This is a genomic window from Sphingobium sp. LMC3-1-1.1 (assembly GCF_040676285.1).
Lineage (GTDB): Bacteria > Pseudomonadota > Alphaproteobacteria > Sphingomonadales > Sphingomonadaceae > Sphingobium.
Genome location: NZ_JBEGHQ010000007.1, coordinates 23,393 through 43,768, shown reverse-complemented (window position 1 = coordinate 43,768; position 20,376 = coordinate 23,393). Strand labels below are relative to the sequence as shown.

The window sequence follows — 20,376 nt, the reverse complement described above, 5'->3', positions numbered from 1 at the left end:
GTCACTTTCCCAAAATCATTCCGCGCACTTGCCGCAGCGGTCCGGTCAGGAGGATCATCACGAGGTGGATGAGCAGGAAGATCGCAAGGAATGCGAAGGTGAAGAAATGGATTGTGCGAGCCGATTGCGCACCGCCGAAAATAGCGAGCAAGATCGGATAGTTCGCCGTTATGGCGGGAGACATGGTGATTCCGGTCAGGAACATCAGCGGCAGGGCGACCAGCACCACCGCCGTATAAGCCAACTTCTGCAGGATGGCGTAGGGTGGACCCGGTTCGGCTGCGGGCATCGGCAGACGCAAGTGCGCCCGGACATCCCGCCACAGGTTCTGCCGCCCAAGTTCATCCCGGCGCGGCCACAAGACGCGACGGACATGGCCGGTGATAAAGGCAAAGCAGAGATAGGCGAACAGCCCTGCCAAAAAGCACCATGCGGCCAGGAAATGCAGGCTGCGCGCCCAGGAATTCTGGTTCCACGGCGCCATTAGCAGGTCGGCAGTCACCGGCCCGTCGGGCGAGGCGAAAAAGGGCGTCGCGGCAGAGTAGCGGATATTGTGATAATTGGGGCCGAGCGGCACCTCGAACAGCGGCTGGATGAGATCATTGCCGACATCGCCCCAATAGAAGCGCGGATGCGCCATCAAAATGGTGACCCCGGAATAGATCAGCGTCAGAACCGCAGCAGCGATCAACCAATGTGTCAGCCGCACCCACAATCGGTGGCCACGCGACCCGGCATTCGCCTCGGCTTCGATTCCCCCTGTCATCCAACCTCCCAAGGTGAGAAAGCTATCGAGAATTGTCCATATTGCTGGACTTCCTTCATATCCTGCGCGCTGACATGACGCAGGTCGCTGCTGGCAGCATTCCCCTCCTTGTCGTCCACGGATACCGACGGGCCGGGCTGTCACAGTTGTTATCGGGCTGTACCTGCCACCGCAAGATAAATCGATATATCATCCATATCGCGACGATCAGCGATATTTTTTCATGAATGCCGTTTCGAACGAAATTTTCATCAAGCCTCCGGGGCGCAAATCCGGGACCGGCAATGCCGCGGTCACCGCTGCGGAATTTGTCCACGCCGCCCAGCCACAGCTTTCAATTTTCAAACGAATTGATTTTCGCTCGCCGCGCTGATCGGGTTTCATCCTGGGCTTGCGAAAACACGACCGGCGGAATCAGCAAGAATCAATGCGCCAGTCCTGATGTTTCTCGGGGGTCTCGACGAGATCACACCGGCTGAACAGCGCAGAGCCTTTGAAGACGAAATGAACGCTGCTGGTGTCGATTGGCGTTGCATGATTTTTGGCCGAGCAGGACATAGCTTCACCAATCCGGAAGCGGATGCTCTGAATATCTCTCACGTTAATTATGACGCGACCGCCGATAGTAATTCATGGCAAGTCGCACTGTCCTTTCTGCGTGAGATAGGCGTCCTTCAGGACGGTGAATGAGAACGGGCCAGGGCCCAGTTCCGCCTCCATGTCGAATTGCCCGGACTTCGCGCCTGATGCGCCATGGCATCGCGGACACCTCGTCATCAAGGAATCTGCCTCTGGATTTTGACGGGCGTCAATTTGCCGGCATCGAAGCGAGGCTATCGTCTCTGCAAAGGAGACGCGCAATGGATCATTTAATCAGCCAATATTTCCCGCATATGGTCGCTACCCTGATGCTCATGTTCATGCTGGTGCTGGGCGGGCTCAGCCTCCAGGACGCGCTGCGCGGTCGGGGCAATTGAGTACCGGACAGTCGCCCTTTCTTGCGGTCGGCGGGCGTGACGGCGTTCACGGCATCGTCGACCGCTTCTATGATCTGATGGACAGCAGCCCCGCCTACAGCGATCTGCGCGCGATGCACGCCCAGGATCTTGCGCCCATGCGAACCTCGCTCAGCGGCTTCCTTTGCGGATGGCTGGGCGGAGACACGGATTGGTTCGCGGCCAACCCCGGCAAATGCATGATGTCGCTGCACGCCGGCTTCCCGATCAATGCCGCTGTCGCCGATCAATGGACGTCGGCCATGCGGCAGGCGATGGAAGATTGCGGCGTCGAAATACAAACCGCGTCGCGCATCAACACGGCGCTGGGCGCAATGGCCTCCGCCATGGTTCGCGCATGACATATCCGCCACGCTGGCGAGCCCACCCGATTTGACCTGTCCGGTTGACCCGTCCGATTTCCCATCGGGCGCTTCCCTATTCCTCGTCGATCAATATCCGCGCCGCGGCGCCTTCGCTGTCATCGAACTGCCCATCCCGCAGCGCCCAGAAAAAGGCGGCGAGGCCGAGCAGCCCGAGGAATAATGCGATCGGGATCAACAGCCCAAGACCCGTCATTTCGCGGCTCCCTTCAAACGCAGCGCATTGGCGATCACGATCAGCGAGGATGTCGACATGGCGATCGCGGCGACCAGCGGCGTGACCTTGCCCGCCACGGCCAGCGGCACCGCCAGCACATTATAGCCGATCGCCAGCGCGAAATTCTGCTTCACCACGGCAATCGTCCGGCGCGCCGCCCGAACCGTCACAGCCACGGGCGCCAGCCTGTCGCCCAGGAACACGGCATCGGCCGTCAACTGGCTCGCATCGCTGGCAGAGGCCGGAGCCATGCTGGCATGGCCCGCCGCCAGCGCCGGACCATCATTCAGTCCGTCGCCCACCATCAGCACCTTTTCGCCTCGCGCCTGTAATCGCCCGACCAGCGCCAGCTTGTCCGCCGGGCGCAGATGGCCGACCGCAGTCGTGCCCGTTGCGCGGGCGATCTCTTCGAGCGCTTCGGGACGATCCCCGCTGGCGATCAGCGTCTTGAGGCCGATGGAGCGCAGCTCTCTCAGCGTTTCGACCGCATCCGGGCGCAGGGCGTCGGTGAAGTGCAGCAGCACCGCACGTTCCCCGGACCGATATTCGCTCGCAAGGCCGAACAGGCTGACGACGCTGCGTGGCCGGGCCAGCGACACCGCCACGCCATCATGATCGGCGAAGACGCCCTCACCCGGAATTTCGCGAATCCGGTCGAGGGATGCCGGAGCGACTTGCCGAGCCTCCAACCCCTGCCGCAGGGCGTCGCTCAATGGATGACGAGAGACCCTTGCCAGCGCCAGCAGGATCGATTGATCCTCACGCCCCAGGCGGTCGAGCCCTTGCGGCACCGGGCGGCCAAGCGTCAACGTTCCGGTCTTGTCGAACAGCGCTTCACTCACCTCCGCCAGCCGCTCCAGCGCCGAGCCGTCCTTCACCAGTACGCCGCGCCGCATCAGCGCGCCGCATGCGACGATCTGCGCCGCTGGCACGGCAAGGCCCAGCGCGCAAGGACAGGTGATCAGCAGGACGGCCACCGCGATCAGCAGCGCCTGATGCGCGCCCGCACCCGCAATCATCCACCCCGCAAAGGACAGCGCGGCAAGCAGATGGACGCAGGGCGCATAATAGCGCGCGGCCCGGTCTGCGATCTGGACATGGCGGGACTTCCCCTGCCCCGCTTCCTCCATCAGGCGCGCGATGTCGGCGATCACCGTGTCGGCCCCGGCCGCCGTCACCTCCACCGTGATTGGCCCTTCGACATTCATCGCCCCCGCCTGCACAACGTCGCCGGCGCGCACGCGGACGGGTGCGCTTTCGCCGGTCAGGAAAGCGAGGTCGATGCCGCTTTCTCCCTCGACCACGCGCCCATCCGCGGCCAGCCTCTCACCCGCCGCGACGATCATGCGCATGCCTGGACGCAGCGCACTCGCCGCCGTCCACCCGCTGCGGCCGCCTGCGTCCAGCACCAACGCCCCCGGCGCCGTCTGCTTCAGCAACGCCGCCACGCCAGCGCGTGCGCGCGCCCGCATCATGCTGTCGAGGCAGCGCCCCGCCAACAGGAAGAAGAGCAGCATCACCGCTCCGTCGAACCAGGCATGTTCGCCGCCCCTTAGGGTTTCGAACAGGCTCATGGCGGTCGTCAGCAGAACGCCGATGCTGATTGGCACGTCCATGTTCGTCCGCCCCTGCCGCAATGCCGCCCAAGCCGAACGGAAGAAGGGACGACCCGCATAAGCAACGGCCGGCAATGCGATCAGCGCCGAAAGCCAATGGAACATCGTCCGCGTGGCCCCTTCGGCCCCGGACCAGATGGACACCGACAGCAGCATGATGTTCATCGCCGCGAAGCCCGCCACGGCGAGCGCGCGGACGAGCGCCCTGGCCTCTGCGGCCGCGACGTCCTGGCCCGGATCGGCAAGCGGCTCCGCATCGAAACCCAGCGCGACGATGGCTGCCTTCAGTTCCGGCGGAGTCAGCGCGGGATCGTGGCTGATCGCGACCCGCTTTGCGCTCATGTTCACGCGCGCGGAGCGGATGCCGGGGGTCTGCGGCAAGCCATTCTCGATCTTCGAGATGCACCCGGCGCAGTGAATGCCGGGCACCGCGAACAGGCTTTCCTTCGCTTCAACCGGAGGGGCCTCAACAAGAGCAGGCTGGCTTGCCATCAGTCGATCTCCCGCAGCAGATGTTCTTCCCCGCCGCCGTGGCGAATGTCGAAGCGCAACTGCCACCGCCCGGCGGGCAAGGCGTGGTCGCTCACATAAAGTCCCGGTGCGGCCTCACGCAGGCGCAACATGATATCCGGCGCGCGTCCCAGCGGATGTTGCGCCACCGCCTGCATCTGCGCACCGCGCACGTTCAGCTCCATCCGCACATGGCGCGCGGCGTCCAGCTCCACCCGGTCGCGCCAACCCAGCTTCTCCTGCGCGCGCGCCTGCGCCAGCCAGCCATTGAACTTCTGGCTGGCGACATAGCTGTTCTCCACCACTACCCCGCCGAAGGACCGCACCGCGATCGTCGCCATCAGCATGTTCACGGCGATAACGACGGAAAAGCCGGCGACGAGTATCGCGGTCATGTACCAGCCGGTGAATGGACGGGCGTGCTTCATGTTCATGGCCTTTCGAAACGAGCATCTTCGCTGTCGCCGCCGCCTTCACGGTCGAGAGCGCGTACGGTGAAACGGAAATCCTGCCGCGCCGGACCTGCGGCAGGCAGGATCAGGAAGAGGCGCAGCTTCGTCACGCTGTCGGCAGCGACGGCCGCACGCACGGCGTCGCTCGCCTTTGCCCGCGATCCGGCGTCGGTCCAGATTTTCGCGCCGGGCAGACCAGCTACGCGCACTTCCACGTCGCGCCGGCGCGTTTCCATATTGCGCAGCTTCACCGTATAGGCGTTGCGGATCGCGCCGTCCGACAGGCGCACGAAAATCGGGTTGCGATCCTGCTGCGCGCTGATGTCCAGCCGCGTGCGCGCACCCAGCGCGAACAGCATCGCCGCGCCAATGCTCGCCCAGATCGCGAAATAGGCGATGGTGCGCGGGCGGAACAGGGTCCTCAGCACCGACCGGGGCGGCTCACCCTTCTTCTCCGCCTCCGCATCCTCTTCCGTGCAATAATCGATCAGGCCGCGCGGGCGGCCGACCTGCGTCATCACCTTGTCGCACGCATCGATGCACAGGGCACAGGTGATACAGCCGATCTGCGGCCCTTCGCGAATGTCGATGCCGGTGGGGCAGACCGCGACGCACTGGTTGCAATCGATGCAGTCGCCAAATTCGCCGGGATGCGCCTGCGCCTTCTTCAGGCTGCCGCGCTGCTCGCCGCGCCAGGCCTTGTAGGTGACGACCAGCGATTTTTCATCGAGCATCGCCGTCTGGATACGCGGCCATGGGCACATATAGATGCACACCTGCTCGCGCATGAAGCCGCCCAGGATGAAGGTGGTGGCGGTCAGCACCGCTACTGTCCCGTAGGCGACCGGCGCTGCCGTGCCGCTCCAGAACTGCTGCTGCAAAGTCGGCGCATCGGCGAAGTAGAAAATCCATGCACCCCCGGTAATGAATGCAATCGCCAGCCACACGGACCATTTGACAAGCCGCCGGGCCAGCTTGGCCAGGCTCCACGGCGCCTTTGCCAGCTTCAACTGCGCATTGCGGTCGCCATCGATGAAGCGTTCGACATGCTGGTACAGATCGGTCCACACTGTCTGCGGGCAGGCATAGCCGCACCAGGCGCGGCCCACGGCGGAGGTGACGAGAAACAGGCCGATCCCCGCCATGATGAGCAACCCTGCCACATAATAAAATTCATGAGGCCAGATCTCGATCGAGAACATGTAGAAACGCCGATGGGCGAGGTCGACCAGCACCGCCTGATCGGGTGCATAGGAGCCACGATCCCACCGCAGCCACGGCGTCACCCAGTAAATGCCGAGCGTCACCGCCATGATCGCCCACTTAAGACGGCGGTAAAACCCATCCACGGCCTTGGGATAGACGCCCTGGCGCTTTTCGTAGAGCGACGGCGAGCCGGACGTCAGCATGACCGCGTCCCGGCCGCCGTCCCAGGCTTGGTCCCGGATCCCGCTTCTCCTTCGCACCCATCATCAAAGGCAGCGGAACCCCGCATCAAGTCCGGGGTGACGAAGAGGCGTCGCCTGCTATCGTCCGGCATCGCCCTGCACCTTATCCGCAGCAACCTTCACCGGTGCGGTCTCGCCGCCACCCAGGCTGTGCACATAGACCGCCAGCATCCGGATCGTCGCCTTGTCCAGCTTGTCGTCCCAGCGCGGCATCACGCCATGGCGGCTGTTCCACACGGTTTCATGGATGGTGTCCGCGTCACCGCCATAGAGCCAGATCGCGTCCGTCAGGTTCGGCGCACCGACCTTGCGAGTCCCCTTCCCCGCCGGACCATGGCACACCGCGCAATTGTCGGCGAAGACCTTGGCCCCACGCTGTGACGCAGGGCCGGGGCGGTCCTGCCCGCTGATCACTCGCACATGCGCAACCACGTCATCGACCTGTGCCGCCGTCAGCAACTGGTCCTTGCCGAAGGCTGGCATCAGCGACTGGCGGGTCGTGGCATGGTCGGGATTGCGGACGCCATCCGTGATGGTCTTCTCGATCATGGGAAGATCACCGCCCCACAACCAGTCGTCGTCATTCAGGTTGGGATAGCCCTTCGACCCCGCCGCGCCCGATCCGTGGCATTGCACGCAATGCACGCGAAAGGCCGCGCGCCCGCCTTCCACTGCCGCCTGCATCAGCTGCGGCCGCGTCGGCAGCACCTCTATGGACGTGTCGGCGATCGCCTGCCGCACCGGCGCGATCTGCGCTTCCCGCGCCGCCAGTTCCTTGTCCAGTGCGCCCCGGCTGGACCAGCCCAGAACGCCGGCGGTCGCCCGATGCAGCATTGGCAACGCCGGATAGGCGATCACATAGCCAATCGCGAACAGGATCGTCGCATAGAATGTCCACAGCCACCATCGCGGCAGGGGCGTGTCCAGTTCCTGGATGCCGTCCCATTCATGATGCTTTATTTCCGTGCCGGTGGCGGCGTCGATCCGCTTGTCATCAGCCATGATCGGCCTCCGCATGATCAGTCTCGAAAATGGCGAGCGCGGCTTCCCTGCTATGCTCGCGTCCCTTGGGCCGGAAATGCCAGCCGATCAGCACGGCATAGCTCGCCCCCATGAAGACCAGTCCCCAGCTGTCGGCGAAATGCCGCAAGGCGTCGTAGCTCATCGTTCGACCTCCTGCGGCCTGGCGCTTTCCACATCGACCAGCGTGCCCAGCATCTGGAGATAGGCGACCAGTGCATCCATCTCCGTCACCTTGCCGGGGTCACCATCGAAATCGCGCGCCTGCGCCTTGGGATAGCGCTTGATCATGTCCTTGGCGTCGGCGTCGGGATCGGCCTGCGCCTTCAGGTCGTCATTGGCCTTGACGATGTCATCCTTGCTGTAGGGCACGCCGACGTCGGTCAGCGCGGTCAGGTCCTTGCGCATGTCCGCTGGCTTCAATTCCCGCTCGGCCAGGAATGCATAGCCCGGCATGATCGACTCCGGCACCACCGCGCGCGGGTCCTTCAGATGCTGGACATGCCACTCATCGGAATATTTGCCGCCCACGCGGGCCAGGTCCGGCCCGGTGCGCTTGGAACCCCATTGGAAGGGATGGTCGTACATGCTCTCGGCCGCCAGGCTGTAATGGCCATAGCGTTCCGTCTCATCCCGGAAGGGACGGACCATCTGGCTGTGACAATTATAGCAGCCTTCGCGGATGTAGATGTTCCGCCCTGTCAATTCCAATGGCGTATAAGGGCGCATCCCGTCTACCTTCTCGATCGTGTTGTCGATCCAGAATAGCGGCGCGATCTCTACAATTCCGCCGATGGCGACTACGATCAGAGACGCGATGCCCAGCAAAGAGACGTTGCGCTCCAGTCTGCCATGATCCCAGAACTTGCTCTTGGTCTTGCTCGTCATGTCTTTTGGTCCTTAAGCCGGCTGGGCAACAAGCGGCCGATCCACCGCCGGATCATAAGCCACGTCACTCATCGGCTTCTCCGCGCGCAGTGGGCTGCCCGCGATGGTCTTGCCGATATTCCAGGCCATGATGATCGCCCCGGCGAGGTACATGAGGCCTCCCGCCGCGCGGATCAGATACATCGGGAACATGGCGCTCACGACTTCGGAAAAGGCATAGACGAGGTAGCCGTCGCTGCCATATTCGCGCCACATCAGCCCCTGCATGATGCCCGCCACCCACATTGACGAAGCGTAGAGGACGATGCCCAGCGTCGCGAGCCAGAAGTGCCAGTTGACGAGGCGCAGGCTGTAAAGCCGGTCCCGCTTCCACAGACGCGGCGTCAGATAATAGAGGCAGGCGAAGGTGATGAGGCCGTTCCACCCCAGCGCGCCCGAATGGACATGGCCGATCGTCCAGTCGGTATAGTGCGACAGGCTGTTCACGGCCTTCACCGACATCATAGGCCCTTCGAAGGTGCTCATGCCGTAGAAGGCCAGCGCCATCACCATCATGCGGATGATCGGATCGGTGCGGATGCGGTCCCACGCGCCGTTCAGCGTCATCAGGCCATTGATCATCCCGCCCCAGCTCGGCATCCACAGCATGACCGAAAACACCATGCCCAGGGTCTGCGCCCAATCGGGCAGGGCCGTGTAATGAAGATGGTGCGGACCTGCCCAAATATAGAGGAAGATCAGAGACCAGAAGTGGATAATGGATAGCCGATAGCTGTAGACCGGCCGTTCCGCCTGCTTGGGCACGAAATAATACATCATGGCCAGGAAACCGGCGGTCAGGAAGAAACCGACCGCATTATGCCCGTACCACCATTGCGTCAGCGCATCCTGCACCCCCGCGAAAGCACTGTAGCTCTTGGAACCAAGCAGGCTGATCGGCATCGACAGGTTGTTGACGATGTGCAGCATTGCGATCGTCAGGATGAAACTCAAGTAAAACCAGTTCGCCACATAGATATGCGGCTCGCTGCGGCGCAGGATCGTGCCGCCAAAGACGATCAGGTAAGCGACCCAGACGATCGTCAGCCAGATATCGACATACCATTCCGGCTCGGCATATTCGCGTCCTTCGGTAATACCCATGACATAGCCGGTGGCGGCCAGCACGATGAACAATTGATATCCCCAGAACACGAACCGCGCGAGCGAGGGGAAGGCAAGCCGCGCCCGACAGGTGCGCTGCACCACATAGAAGCTGGTCGCGATCAGCGCGTTGCCGCCAAAGGCAAAGATCACGGCTGAAGTATGCAGCGGCCGCAATCGCCCGAAGCTCGTATATTCGATGCCAAGGTTCAGGGCGGGAAAGGCGAGCTGCAAGGCGATGTAGAGCCCCGCGAGAAACCCCGCCAATCCCCAGAATACGGTCGCGATCACGCCCCAGCGGATCGGATCGTCATCATATTTCCCCTGATCGCTGGGCATCTTCACCAGACCACGCGCGATGCTTGCGTAATCGGCGCCGCCGATCGTCACCACCGCCATCAGCAGCGCCGCCGCGCAGGCAATGCCCATATGGACGGCAAATCCGTTGTCCACGGCCATCAGCGACGCCAGAAAGGCGATGACGGCCAGCGCGAACCAGCCGCCCGATTTCAATAATAGTTGATCCATCGGATCCCCCCGCGAAAACTTGTCTGCGGCGCCCTTCCGCAGGGCCCGTCTTCGTGAACCAACCTCTGTCAAAGGCGGGGCGGCAGGTATGTAGGGGAATGTCCGTAGACGGACTGTCGCCACCCCTTCCCCAGGGCCTGGGTCCACCCGCCCTGGAGAAAGCCGGCACCAGCTTGAGAAACGCTGACAGGGCTAACCGTTTCTCGACCTTGCTCGAAGCGGACGGAAGACGGCAGAACGGCTTGACGTCACAGGCGCTCTAAAACCGGGGTTCACTCCCCCTCGGCCATGCTCTCCAGCCGATCGGCAGCACAGATCCGGACGCCCCGCCGCCCGGCGAGCGCGATCACGCCCAGCCGCTTCATGTCGCTGAACTGGCGCGAGACCGTCTCTATCGTCAGCCCCAAAATATCCGCGATCTGCTGGCGCGACAGAGGCAGGTCGATCGCGCCGCTCGGGTCCGCGCGCAGCCGCCGGCTCATGTCCAGCAAGAAGGATGCAACCTTCTCCCGCGCATTCTTGCGCCCGAGCAACAGCATCCAGCCGCGTGTCCGGTCAAGATCGTCCAAGGTCCGCTGCAGCAGCCGATGCTCCAATTGCGGGTGCCGGCGCGCAAAGCCATCGAAAGCGCCGCGTGGGTAAAGGCACAGCCGCGCATCGGTCAGCGCCGTGACGCTATGCGGCGTCCGCGCGCCAAAGGGTCGCCCGATGAAATCCGACGCATAGACCACGCCGACGATCTGCTCGCGTCCGTCGCCTGTCGATGTCGCGAGCTTCAACGTGCCTTCGATCACATTGGCGACGACCATGCTGTCGTCGCCCTCCCACATCACCGTCTGCCCGGCCTGCACCGTCACGCGCCGGCCGATCCGGTTGAGCGCCGCCCGCTCCTCCGGATCAAGGTCGGCGCAGATCGCCTGATCGCGCACCTCGCACCGATCGCAATAACCAGCCGCGCAGCCTCCGGAGACCGGAGTCATCATCGCCGCCATCTCGGGCCCGCCAGACGCCTTTTGCGCCAGATCAAATTGCATATCCATGCCCGCTGCATGCCGCCGTGCGGGTTCCGGACCTATCCGTAATTGTCCCTAGGGCCCTATCCGTCAGCACATTGAACCGCGCCGGCCACCACGGTCCGGAATAGTCCTTATATTCTTGCGAGCAGAAAGATCCGATCTGGATGGCATGACATGGACAACCATACGCCTCGAACTTGCCCGGACCGCCGATTTCCCCAATGGATCGGCGGCGCGCAGCTATGTGATGCGCCTGCCGCTTGGCGGTGACGGGCTGATCGATGAGCAGGAATATCGCCACCATCCCGAATTGGCGACGGTACGCCGCTTCTGGCCCAATGAACCCGACCGGCATGGATGCCTGCTGCGAACGGCCGACGGTTGGGCGCTGTCCTACCAGCCGGGGGAAGAGGATGACGAAATCCTCTTTCGTCTCGACGCGCACAGCATCAAGCCCGGCAGCTATCTGACCCTGACAGAGCCAGATGGCGAGCGCCTGCCCTTCATCGTGAAGGCACTCGCCGCGGCCTGAAGTTCAGAGCTTCATGCCGATGCCGACGCCGAACACCAGCGGGTCAAGGTGCACGCGCACCGTCTGCACACCCGCCGCCGTGGTGGACAGCCGCGCCGTCGTATCCATGTCGATATATTTGACGTCGAGGTTGAGGAAGATCTTGTCCGTCAGGTCCAGGTCGACCCCGGCCTGCGCCGCCCAGCCGAAGCTATCCGACATATGAACCCTGGTCGGGCCCACCGCGCCTTTCAACGCATCGGATGCCTTTTCATTGTAGAACAGCGTATAGTTGACGCCCGCGCCGACATAGGGCCGGACCTTGCCATCGGGCAGGAAATGATATTGCGCCGTCAGCGTCGGCGGCAGCACCCAGGTCGAAGCGAGACGGCCGATCGCGCCCGTCGTGCCGCTACGCCCGCTGGCGCTATGCTTGGTGGTCGCGGCGATCAGTTCAAACCCGATATGGTCGCTCGCCATATAGGTCAGGTCGACCTCCGGCATCACGCTGTTGTCGACCTTGACCTTCTCGCCAGGGAAGCCGGGCAGCACGCTTCCACTGCGTTCGTTGGGCGCGACCATGATGCCGCGCACCCGCACCAGCACATCGCCCTGCGCGGCCTGAACTGGTGCCGAAATCGCAGCGCCAACGGCGGCCGCGCCCAGCAGGATAGTCTTGATGGTCATCAGATTGTCTCCGTCCCTGTTGTCGGTGGCCCTGCTCTGCCCCGGCGGACGGCATGCGGCATTGATCCTGCGCAACCAGCAATTTGACCTGCCTCAATGTGTCAGGGGGCAGTCCATGCGATCCGCTCTGCCATGTGGACCTATCACCCCGACCTGCTGGCCCAGCCGGTGCCGCGCTACACCAGCTATCCGACTGCCGCTCAGTTCACGACTGAAGTGGGCGCGGCGGATCTTGCCGCCCGGCTCGATGGGGTCGATGCGAACGCTCCCCTCTCCCTCTATGTCCACATCCCCTATTGCCACGACATATGCTGGTATTGCGGCTGCAACACCGGCGCGGCGAACCGCGCGCACCGCCTGACCGCTTATGTCGAGGCCCTGGAGCGGGAGATCGCCCTTGTCGCGGCACATCTGCGCGGACGTGGCCGGGTGGCGCGCATCGCATTTGGCGGCGGCAGTCCCAATTCGCTGCCACTCGTCGATTTCGTCCGCCTGCTCCAACAGCTGCTTCTCTGTTTTGATGCGCATCAGCCGGAGATTTCCGTCGAACTCGACCCGCGGCGCCTCGATATACAATGGATCGCCACCATGGCGGCGATGGGGATCGGCCGCGTCAACCTTGGCGTGCAGACCTTCACCCCGCATGTTCAGTCCGCCATCGGCCGCATCCAGCCGCTGGACATGGTGGAAAGGACCGCAGATCAGCTTCGGTCGGCCGGAATCGCGACTGGCTTCGACCTCATGTACGGCCTGCCGGGCCAGAGCCTCGATGATCTTGCGGCGACGCTGGAGGCCAGCATCACGATGCGGCCCGCCCGCATCGCCCTGTTCGGCTACGCCCATATGCCCCAGCTCTTGCCGCGCCAGCGCCGCATAGACGGCCGTGCCCTGCCCGATCTCGCCACCCGCTTCGAGATGGCGGCGCAGGGTCATCGCCTCCTCACCGAAGCTGGCTATGATGCGATCGGCTTCGATCATTTCGCCTTGCCGGACGACAGCACCGCCCGCGCTGCCCGCGAGGGCCGTCTTCGCCGCAATTTCCAGGGCTTCACCGATGATCCCGCCGAAATCCTCCTGGGTCTTGGCGCCAGCGCGATCAGCCAGTTCCCGGACCTCATCGTCCAGAATGAAAAGCAGGCGGGGCCCTGGCGCGAACGCGTGGAACGTGGCTCGCTGACCGCCACGCGCGGCACGCTGTGCACCGCTGATGATCGCCGTCGCGGCCGGATCATAGAGGCGATCCTCTGCCACGGCGAAGCGCATGTAGACGCAATCACGCCAATGCCAGACCTGAAGCGCTTCGAACGGCTGGGCCTTGTCAGGGTAGATGGAGCCGATGTGCGACTGACGCCCGACGCCCTCCCCTATGCCCGCAGCATTGCCGCCGCCTTCGACAGCTATCTACGGCCGGCGGAAATGCGGTTCAGCCATGCGGTATAGCGCGGCTGCGCTCGCCGCCCTCGCCTTCGCCAATCTCTCGGCCGGGCAAGTGCCCTATTATGCCGTGCGCTCGTCCTATTTCTGCGGCATTGCTCCCCTCGGCTGGACGCCGCCGGGGCAGCACAGGCGACAGGACCAGGATAGAAACATCAGCGCCTGTCACGCGTTGATCGGCGGACGCAGTCGTCCCTTAGGGAAGCGGGCGAAACGGCTGGCCGACTGACAAGGGAGTTGTTCTACCGGCGCAGGCAGAGGAGCCAATATGAGGCCGTGCGCAGATCGGATCAGCGGCGCCGATGCCTCCCGCCATCCGCATCCTTTCAGCCGTTCAGGGCGTGTTCGTAATCGCTTCGAAGGTCTGGGTGTAGTGATGCTGGAGCAGGGTGATCGCGCGATCGGCGTCGCGATTGATGCATGCATCGACCAGATCCCGATGTTCCTGCAGCTCATTGCGTTCCAGGACCTGCTCCAGCGCGAGAAGACGGTAGCGTTCCGCGGCGTCGAACAACTGGCCGCTGATCCGCTTGATCCACCGGCTGCCGCACCCGCCGATGAGAGCAAGGTGGAAGTCCTTGTGCCGGCTTTCCCATTCGGAACTTTCGCCCTGGCCCGTCTCCCCGCGATGGGTTCGCGACAGATGATGGAGCGCGAGTATGAGATTCTCCTCCCATGCCAGGTCGAACCGATCGATCGATTCACGAATGGCCAGGCCATCGATCCAGCAGCGCGTCTTGACGAGTTCCTTCAGCTCCTCGGCGCTCACCGGCGCGACACGAAAGCCCTTCTGCTCCTCGAGCGCGACGAAGCCTTCTGAAAGAAGCCGGTTGAGCGCTTCCCGAACGGGGCTGCTGGCCGTGTTGAACCGCTTGCGCAGGGTCCGGCGGCCCACTGTGGAAAGCCAAATCGGGCGAAAACCTGACAGAACTACTCGGCGAAGGATTTAAAATCCGCTCCGAGGCGCTCAAAGCCGCATATGCAAAGCGACGGGTCATTTATCAGCAGGCTTATGAAGATCACCTCAACTGGGAATTCACGGAAGCCGAACTCGCCGAAATTGTCGGATTTCTGAGCAAGCCGGTAGGTCGGCATTATCTCGATGGGCGGTGGAGGACGGAGGCCTACCCCAATACGAATACAGAAGACTTGGAGGCGGAAATCGTTAGCGAGGCCGCCTCGACGCTGAGTAAATAGGTCAGTCCGCTTTCGCGCGATCCTATCCAAAAGCGGCGGTCCCGCTCTCCACCCATCCCGGCGATTTGGCCGGGTCAAAGGCGTGGCGGGTCGCGCCAGTGCTGCCGGTCCGGTTTGTATCCGCATGCAATCCAACGCCAGAACGACGCTAATGGGTGGTTTTCCGACAGTCGGGTTTCAGGCTCGACTTTGAGGATAGCTGACCTTTCCAGCCATGCTATCTGGTCCAAACAATGGAGTCAGGTCGGGTATGAACATCCGTGAGTTTCGAGCCTTAACAGACGTGGCTTTTCGCGCTCAGGGTTTTGTCGAGCGGAGGCTAGTAGGCCAGAAGGTTTGGTCGTTGCCTGATGCGGAGGTGATCCGGTTCTTCCAACCCCTCGCATATAGGCGACCTTGGGGTTTTCTCCTCTCGGGTATCCTCGGGATTGAAATCCCGGAGCTTCGGACGTGGCTTGAGCAGCACAAGCCCAACCAAGAAAGCGGCATTTTCCAAGGTTGCTTCGTTGGCTACAATATCGCCAACGATAGCGTGCTTGGCGAGTTCAGATCGCTAATCGACACTCCCGTGCCCGCCGATTTGTGGGCCGGGTTAGTAATGGATCAGCTAGACCAGCTTCCTTCGCGGCTGGATGACCTCATTGACCAATATCGCCGCAACCGCGAACCTCTCGGTTGGCTTGCCCATCCTCATGACCGGTTCGCATGGGACTTTCTGCTGCGCTGGCGACAAGACCCCGATCCTACCCTTCACATCCCAAGAATGTCTCCGACCGGACAGATTGTCTGATAACCGCTTAGAGCGAGCGTACAGCCAACCTTGGATGACCGAGAATGGTCGCGTGCCGCCGGCCGCTTCCCCAAAGCGAACCGGACCGGCAGGTTACCGGTGACGCGAGGCGATTCGCAGGGCTGGAATGACGATGCGGGTGGACAGCGGACTGGCCGATTTCCATATGTGGCACCGTAATAGCTGCCTGTTGTCTTGGCTCCTCAATGTTGTCAGCGTGGGATTTATGCGGATTGAAGCTACCGAATATGAATGCATGCGATCTTGGTTGGGCCATATGGTGCCGAAGGTTTTCGCTGCTGAACTGCTAAATCCTGAAATCCACCCAATCGCCGTGCTTGATCTGATGGCGGCAAAGTCCCCTGCCAAGGCAAGAAGTGGCCTCGGCATGGCAATAGGGGATATGGTGGAATACACGGATGATTGGGCTGCTCCCGATGTGGCGAAGTGCAACAGCGAGCTTTCGGAGAAGGGCTTACCAACGCTGACCGAGGTGAGAGCGCGCTTTTCGAAGGTCGTGCAGCGGGTGGTTCGCCGGGGCCGGATAAAGACCGATGACGAATTTTATGCTCTTCGAAATGCGGTCGAACAACAGGGTATAAACGCAGAGATTTTGTGGCCGCTGCTTGAGGCATATGAAATACAAAGCATGAGCAACTGACCGCTTTCGGGGCGCGCGAACAGGACACTAATGACGGAAATTGGTCGGCGGCCGACCGGCAGCTTTTCCGCTGTCAGATCGACTGCTCATCCCTGGAGGAATGACCGCTTCCTGGAAATGAGAATGAGCCTCCGAACGGCGAAAAGTGGCCCATCGCTGCCACCTTCGACCCTTTTTTGCCATTCAGCTGCCCTTTTTTTTATTTCTAGGGCCGGACTGTCCGGTTTTTCCATTCTACGTGCCAGATCTTATCGACTGCGGAAGAGGGTGCTCGCCGCTGCGGCGACCCGCACTATTTTTGGCCATGCACTCGCTCCAACCAAGTTATTCTTTTCTCAGCCATCCGACAGATGCCCAATGAGCAGAACTTCTCCACTATTTTGAGCTTCATACGTTCTTCAAAAAGTGCCGCTGCGTTTCATCTCGATGCTTCCGTAGATATGCCATGAATGGCGTGCCTCCAGTCCCCACCGCGCTACTGTTGCCCAAGGCGTCTTTCGCCTGCCGGTGGATATAGCTTGCTGCATATTCGAGGTGGCGGGTACGGAAACGGCCGAGACCAGCAACGCAGCGGTTATAGGCTTCGCGCAGATCGGGCCGCTCTGACGCGGCGACAAAATCACGCAGCCCACTCGCCTTTCGCACACGATCGATGAAGGCGCGGTGCAGCGGCGGGCGATAGGCGTGCAATTCGTCCAGGAAAGAGCGAAGCGGATCCTGCGCATGCTGAATGCCGAGCAGGGCGTCCATGGCAGGCACGATCGAACTTTGGGCTCCCGTCTGGCCGCGAAACAGCTGCGGCACGCCGCCAGCTTCGGCAACGCCCTCATAGATCAGGCCGCCGCCAAGGGCCGGATTGTCTTGCCAGCCGTGAATATAGGGCCGGACACGATGGAAGTAGATGTATGGATCGCACCGCTCCGGCATGCGATCGAATATCCTGTTGATATCATCCCAGCCCGCACTGATCATTGTCAGGCCGCGCTCAGCCGCTCCTGCATCGCCCTGGGCCACCGCTTCCATGAGAGCGGGGATTTCTGCAAGCATCGCGCCTGCACGCGCCTCGATCGCGACATGAACCATCACGAACCACGCTTCGTCCTGGCCGCCAAGAAAATGCTGGACCATATAAAGATTGCCCAACGCGATGGGGCCTGATCGGTCCAGCCGGTCCCAATTGTCCAACACATAGGCCGAATAAGTGAGCAGTGGCTTCTGTTCGAGCCGCCGGGCGAGCGCCCATATGGGCACCGCCAGCGGCGCGGGAAGCGAGGCGGGGGCCACCTCTTCGCCCCACACATAAGCCTGAACCAGAAAGGCATAGCGCACGAAGGCGGTGCGGATCTGATGTTCCGGCGCGTCCGCGCAGAAGGACGTCAGTTCCAGCAGGGGAAGTTGCTCAAGATGAGACCGGATGCGGCCGGTGGGCAACAGGCGTGGCAGATCATGCGCCGCTTCGGCAATCGGAGCCAGATCGCCTGACAGCGAAACGTCAGCCATATCATAGGCACACAAGAAGCCGCGCTGTCTGCTGATGGCGTGATCGGCGATGTCGAGGCTCGGCGTCATAGACTGCCTCCCTCCGTTCGGCGGCCCACACCCTATCTGGGCACGAAATGGGACAAGACAAGGGCCATGGCGGGCAGCAGCACCGCCTCCGCCTCCGCCTCACCGATCGATCCCGCTGCTTTCGCCGCGGGTTCGTGCTATAAGGAAAACCTGCCGTCTCGCCAGGCATCAAGCCATTGGCGAAGGGATGGTAAGGTGGAATGCCCGTGAGGCATTGGACGATCCTCTTCCGGTGCGGCATCAGCCGCCTTCTTGCCCAATTGGGCAGCGTCATCCTGCTGTGCCTTTGCGTCACGCAATCCGGGCCATCGGGCGCCGCTGCGCCTGCGCCTGCGCCTGTCATCATCCTCAATCTCGACGGCGTGGTGGGCCCGGCGACGGCCGATTATGTCCGCAAGGGTCTCCGGACCGCTGCCGCGCGCAAGGCGCCGCTTGTCATCCTGAGAATGGATACGCCCGGCGGCCTTGACACATCCATGCGCCTCATCATCCGGGCGATTCTCGCCTCGCCCGTTCCCGTCGCTTCCTACGTCTCCCCTAGCGGAGCGAGGGCAGCGAGCGCCGGGACGTTCATCCTCTATGCCAGCCATGTTGCGGCGATGGCGCCCGGCACCAACATGGGTGCCGCCACCCCCGTTCATATCGGCGGCATTGCGCCGGCAGGGGACAACGATCAAAAGAACAACCCTCCCAATCCCATGGAAACAAAGACGGTCAACGACGCCGCTGCCTTCATCAGGTCCCTGGCGGAGCTTCGCGGCCGTAATGCCAGCTGGGCGGAAAAGGCCGTCCGCGAAGCCGCCAGCCTTCCGGCTTCGACCGCCTTGAGCACGCATGTCATCGATATGGAGGCACGAGATGTAGCCGACCTGCTGCGCAAGCTGGATGGCAGGATCGTCAAGGTCAGCGCTGGTGCCGTGAAGATCGACGTCGCCCACCGCACTATCGAGGAGATCGCACCGGACTGGCGAACGCGACTGCTGGCGACGATCACCGATCCCAACGTCGCGCTGATCCTGATGACCCTAGGCGTTTACGGATTGGTCTTCGAATTCATGAATCCGGGGTCCTTCCTGCCCGGAACGCTGGGCGCAATCTGCCTGCTCACCGGACTTTACGCCTTCGCCGCCCTGCCGGTGAATTTTGCGGGTGTTGCCCTGATTGTCCTTGGTATCGGCCTGGTGGTTGCGGAAGGCTATCTCTTTTCCCACGGCGTTCTGGGCATTGGCGGATGCGTGGCCTTTGCGCTCGGCGCGGCGATGCTAATCGACACCGACACACCGGCTTTTCGCATCTCCTGGCCGTTGATCGCGGGACTGTCCCTGGCGACTGCCGCTTTCGTCCTTCTGGTTGTCCGCACGGCGCTGCGCGCGCGAAAACGCAGGATCGTAAGCGGCGCGGAAGAGATGACCGGCGCCATCGGCGTCGTACAGGATTGGAGCGGCGGCAAGGGCCATGTGTTCGTCCATGGCGAGCGTTGGGCAGCGGCCGGCCAGGAGGCGTTCTCTCAGGGCCAACTGGTCCGGATCGTCAGAATTGCGGGGCTCACGGTCGAAGTGACCAGCGACGCGGCCAAGGAGGTTTAAATGCTCACGGATCTCGCCTTCTATCTCCCGCCGATCATTGTGCTGTTGCTGTTCCTGTCGGCAGCGATACGGATACTGCGCGAATATGAGCGCGGCGTCATATTCACGCTGGGCCGCTTTACCGGCATCAAGGGACCGGGGCTGATCCTCCTCATACCATTCATCCAGCAGATGGTCCGCACCGATCTGCGCATGACTGTGCTCGACGTACCCCCGCAGGACGTGATTTCCCGCGACAATGTTTCGGTTCGGGTCAACGCCGTGATCTACTTTCGCATCATCGACCCGGAACGCGCGATCATCCAGGTGGAGGACTTCCTCACCGCCACAAGCCAGCTTGCCCAGACGACCTTGCGATCGGTCCTCGGTAAGCATGAGCTCGACGAGATGCTCGCCGAACGGGACAAGCTCAACAATGACGTTCAGGAAATTCTCGACAGCCAGATCGCGGCCTGGGGCATCAAGGTCGCCAATGTCGAGATCAAGCAGGTCGATATCACCGAAACCATGATCCGCGCCATTGCACGGCAGGCCGAAGCGGAGCGCGAGCGACGAGCCAAGATCATCAATGCCGAAGGCGAACGCCAGGCCGCGCAGCAACTGCTGGAGGCGGCCACCATCCTTGGGCAACGGCCGGAAGCGATGCAGTTACGCTATCTCGGTTCGCTCAACTTCATCGCCGGTGACAAGAACTCGACCATTGTTTTTCCATTTCCCATAGAATTCGTTCAATGGCTTAAGGACGCGCCCAATTCTGAAATTGGCAGATCCAGCCGCCACAATGAGCGCTAGAGAGGCTAATGACCCCGCAGCTACTGCCATATTGTCCTATCGTCGATTATCTCGTCCAGATGCACTAACATTCTGTGTGGCGCCTACAAGCACTCGCGAATTTTGCTCTCAAAATGGGAACCCGATGCAATCGACCCTTGTCGGACTCTCAGCACTCTATTTTTTCG

At 62.2% G+C, this 20,376-nt stretch carries 23 protein-coding genes; 9 read left to right on the top strand and 14 right to left on the bottom strand.

Translation table 11 applies throughout. The features are described 5' to 3' along the window. Position 1 precedes the first annotated feature (1 nt). On the bottom strand, positions 2-766 hold the full coding sequence (locus tag MRBLMC3_RS09710) for a cytochrome b/b6 domain-containing protein (RefSeq protein WP_363828044.1): 765 nt from the start codon (positions 764-766) through the stop codon (positions 2-4). 207 nt (positions 767-973) lie between these two features. Next, the gene (locus MRBLMC3_RS09705; protein ID WP_363828041.1) at positions 974-1,150 is read right to left on the bottom strand and encodes a hypothetical protein; all 177 of its coding nucleotides are present in this window, start codon (positions 1,148-1,150) and stop codon (positions 974-976) included. Between MRBLMC3_RS09705 and MRBLMC3_RS09700 the strand changes: the two genes are divergently transcribed. Then, complete coding sequence (locus MRBLMC3_RS09700) at positions 1,136-1,456, top strand: dienelactone hydrolase family protein (RefSeq protein WP_363828084.1); 321 nt, start codon at positions 1,136-1,138, stop codon at positions 1,454-1,456. The two genes, MRBLMC3_RS09705 and MRBLMC3_RS09700, sit on opposite strands and share 15 nt — an antisense overlap. Before the next feature lie 283 nt (positions 1,457-1,739). Continuing rightward, a complete protein-coding gene (locus tag MRBLMC3_RS09695) occupies positions 1,740-2,123 on the top strand; it encodes a group II truncated hemoglobin (RefSeq protein ID WP_363828038.1) in 384 nt (127 codons plus the stop codon). A gap of 76 nt (positions 2,124-2,199) precedes the next feature. Here MRBLMC3_RS09695 and ccoS read toward each other — a convergent pair whose 3' ends face one another. The 9 genes from ccoS to MRBLMC3_RS09650 form a co-directional block, all read right to left on the bottom strand. Next, positions 2,200-2,340, bottom strand: a complete 141-nt coding sequence (gene ccoS, locus MRBLMC3_RS09690; protein WP_133654545.1) for a cbb3-type cytochrome oxidase assembly protein CcoS — start codon at positions 2,338-2,340, stop codon at positions 2,200-2,202. After that, positions 2,337-4,469 carry a heavy metal translocating P-type ATPase gene (locus MRBLMC3_RS09685; RefSeq protein WP_363828033.1) on the bottom strand — a complete coding sequence of 711 codons (2,133 nt, stop codon included), beginning with the start codon at positions 4,467-4,469 and terminating at the stop codon, positions 2,337-2,339. The genes ccoS and MRBLMC3_RS09685 overlap by 4 nt, the downstream gene beginning before the upstream one ends. Continuing rightward, the gene (locus tag MRBLMC3_RS09680; protein WP_363828030.1) at positions 4,469-4,915 is read right to left on the bottom strand and encodes a FixH family protein; all 447 of its coding nucleotides are present in this window, start codon (positions 4,913-4,915) and stop codon (positions 4,469-4,471) included. The genes MRBLMC3_RS09685 and MRBLMC3_RS09680 overlap by 1 nt, the downstream gene beginning before the upstream one ends. 2 nt (positions 4,916-4,917) lie before the next feature. Further along, positions 4,918-6,348 (bottom strand): cytochrome c oxidase accessory protein CcoG, encoded by a 1,431-nt coding sequence (gene ccoG / locus MRBLMC3_RS09675; protein WP_363828027.1) that lies wholly within the window; start codon positions 6,346-6,348, stop codon positions 4,918-4,920. A gap of 117 nt (positions 6,349-6,465) precedes the next feature. Further along, the gene (gene ccoP, locus MRBLMC3_RS09670; protein WP_363828024.1) at positions 6,466-7,389 is read right to left on the bottom strand and encodes a cytochrome-c oxidase, cbb3-type subunit III; all 924 of its coding nucleotides are present in this window, start codon (positions 7,387-7,389) and stop codon (positions 6,466-6,468) included. Then, positions 7,382-7,552 (bottom strand): cbb3-type cytochrome c oxidase subunit 3, encoded by a 171-nt coding sequence (locus tag MRBLMC3_RS09665; RefSeq protein WP_363735548.1) that lies wholly within the window; start codon positions 7,550-7,552, stop codon positions 7,382-7,384. Before MRBLMC3_RS09665 ends, ccoP begins: the two co-directional genes overlap by 8 nt. Continuing rightward, the gene (ccoO, locus tag MRBLMC3_RS09660; protein WP_363735549.1) at positions 7,549-8,295 is read right to left on the bottom strand and encodes a cytochrome-c oxidase, cbb3-type subunit II; all 747 of its coding nucleotides are present in this window, start codon (positions 8,293-8,295) and stop codon (positions 7,549-7,551) included. Before ccoO ends, MRBLMC3_RS09665 begins: the two co-directional genes overlap by 4 nt. Positions 8,296-8,307: 12 nt before the next feature. After that, positions 8,308-9,966: a cytochrome-c oxidase, cbb3-type subunit I gene (gene ccoN, locus MRBLMC3_RS09655; RefSeq protein WP_363828022.1), complete on the bottom strand. Its 1,659-nt coding sequence runs from the start codon at positions 9,964-9,966 to the stop codon at positions 8,308-8,310. A 272-nt stretch (positions 9,967-10,238) separates the two neighbouring features. Then, a complete protein-coding gene (locus tag MRBLMC3_RS09650; RefSeq protein WP_363828019.1) occupies positions 10,239-11,006 on the bottom strand; it encodes a Crp/Fnr family transcriptional regulator in 768 nt (255 codons plus the stop codon). Positions 11,007-11,151: 145 nt separating this feature from the next. On the opposite strand from MRBLMC3_RS09650, the gene MRBLMC3_RS09645 reads away from it, so the two are divergent. Further along, positions 11,152-11,514, top strand: a complete 363-nt coding sequence (locus tag MRBLMC3_RS09645) for a hypothetical protein (RefSeq protein WP_363735553.1) — start codon at positions 11,152-11,154, stop codon at positions 11,512-11,514. 3 nt (positions 11,515-11,517) lie between these two features. Here the strand turns inward: MRBLMC3_RS09645 and MRBLMC3_RS09640 are convergent, their stop codons facing one another. After that, positions 11,518-12,180: an OmpW/AlkL family protein gene (locus MRBLMC3_RS09640; RefSeq protein ID WP_363735554.1), complete on the bottom strand. Its 663-nt coding sequence runs from the start codon at positions 12,178-12,180 to the stop codon at positions 11,518-11,520. 132 nt (positions 12,181-12,312) lie between these two features. Between MRBLMC3_RS09640 and hemN the strand changes: the two genes are divergently transcribed. Together hemN and MRBLMC3_RS09630 are read left to right on the top strand one after the other, a co-directional pair. Continuing rightward, positions 12,313-13,620 carry an oxygen-independent coproporphyrinogen III oxidase gene (gene hemN / locus MRBLMC3_RS09635; protein WP_363828016.1) on the top strand — a complete coding sequence of 436 codons (1,308 nt, stop codon included), beginning with the start codon at positions 12,313-12,315 and terminating at the stop codon, positions 13,618-13,620. After that, complete coding sequence (locus MRBLMC3_RS09630) at positions 13,610-13,843, top strand: hypothetical protein (protein ID WP_363828013.1); 234 nt, start codon at positions 13,610-13,612, stop codon at positions 13,841-13,843. The genes hemN and MRBLMC3_RS09630 overlap by 11 nt, the downstream gene beginning before the upstream one ends. 105 nt (positions 13,844-13,948) lie before the next feature. Here the strand turns inward: MRBLMC3_RS09630 and MRBLMC3_RS09625 are convergent, their stop codons facing one another. Beyond that, the gene (locus MRBLMC3_RS09625; RefSeq protein WP_363828010.1) at positions 13,949-14,509 is read right to left on the bottom strand and encodes an FCD domain-containing protein; all 561 of its coding nucleotides are present in this window, start codon (positions 14,507-14,509) and stop codon (positions 13,949-13,951) included. 552 nt (positions 14,510-15,061) lie between these two features. Here MRBLMC3_RS09625 and MRBLMC3_RS09620 point away from each other — a divergent pair. Beyond that, on the top strand, positions 15,062-15,601 hold the full coding sequence (locus MRBLMC3_RS09620) for a hypothetical protein (protein WP_363828007.1): 540 nt from the start codon (positions 15,062-15,064) through the stop codon (positions 15,599-15,601). A gap of 127 nt (positions 15,602-15,728) precedes the next feature. Continuing rightward, complete coding sequence (locus tag MRBLMC3_RS09615) at positions 15,729-16,262, top strand: hypothetical protein (RefSeq protein ID WP_363828005.1); 534 nt, start codon at positions 15,729-15,731, stop codon at positions 16,260-16,262. Positions 16,263-16,649: 387 nt separating this feature from the next. Here the strand turns inward: MRBLMC3_RS09615 and MRBLMC3_RS09610 are convergent, their stop codons facing one another. Continuing rightward, the gene (locus tag MRBLMC3_RS09610) at positions 16,650-17,831 is read right to left on the bottom strand and encodes an indoleamine 2,3-dioxygenase (protein WP_363828002.1); all 1,182 of its coding nucleotides are present in this window, start codon (positions 17,829-17,831) and stop codon (positions 16,650-16,652) included. 200 nt (positions 17,832-18,031) lie between these two features. Here MRBLMC3_RS09610 and MRBLMC3_RS09605 point away from each other — a divergent pair, with 200 nt between their 5' ends. Together MRBLMC3_RS09605 and MRBLMC3_RS09600 are read left to right on the top strand one after the other, a co-directional pair. Beyond that, positions 18,032-19,417 (top strand): NfeD family protein, encoded by a 1,386-nt coding sequence (locus tag MRBLMC3_RS09605; protein WP_363827999.1) that lies wholly within the window; start codon positions 18,032-18,034, stop codon positions 19,415-19,417. After that, positions 19,418-20,209, top strand: coding sequence for a slipin family protein (locus MRBLMC3_RS09600; RefSeq protein WP_363827996.1), 792 nt, complete (start codon positions 19,418-19,420; stop codon positions 20,207-20,209). Positions 20,210-20,376: the final 167 nt, after the last annotated feature.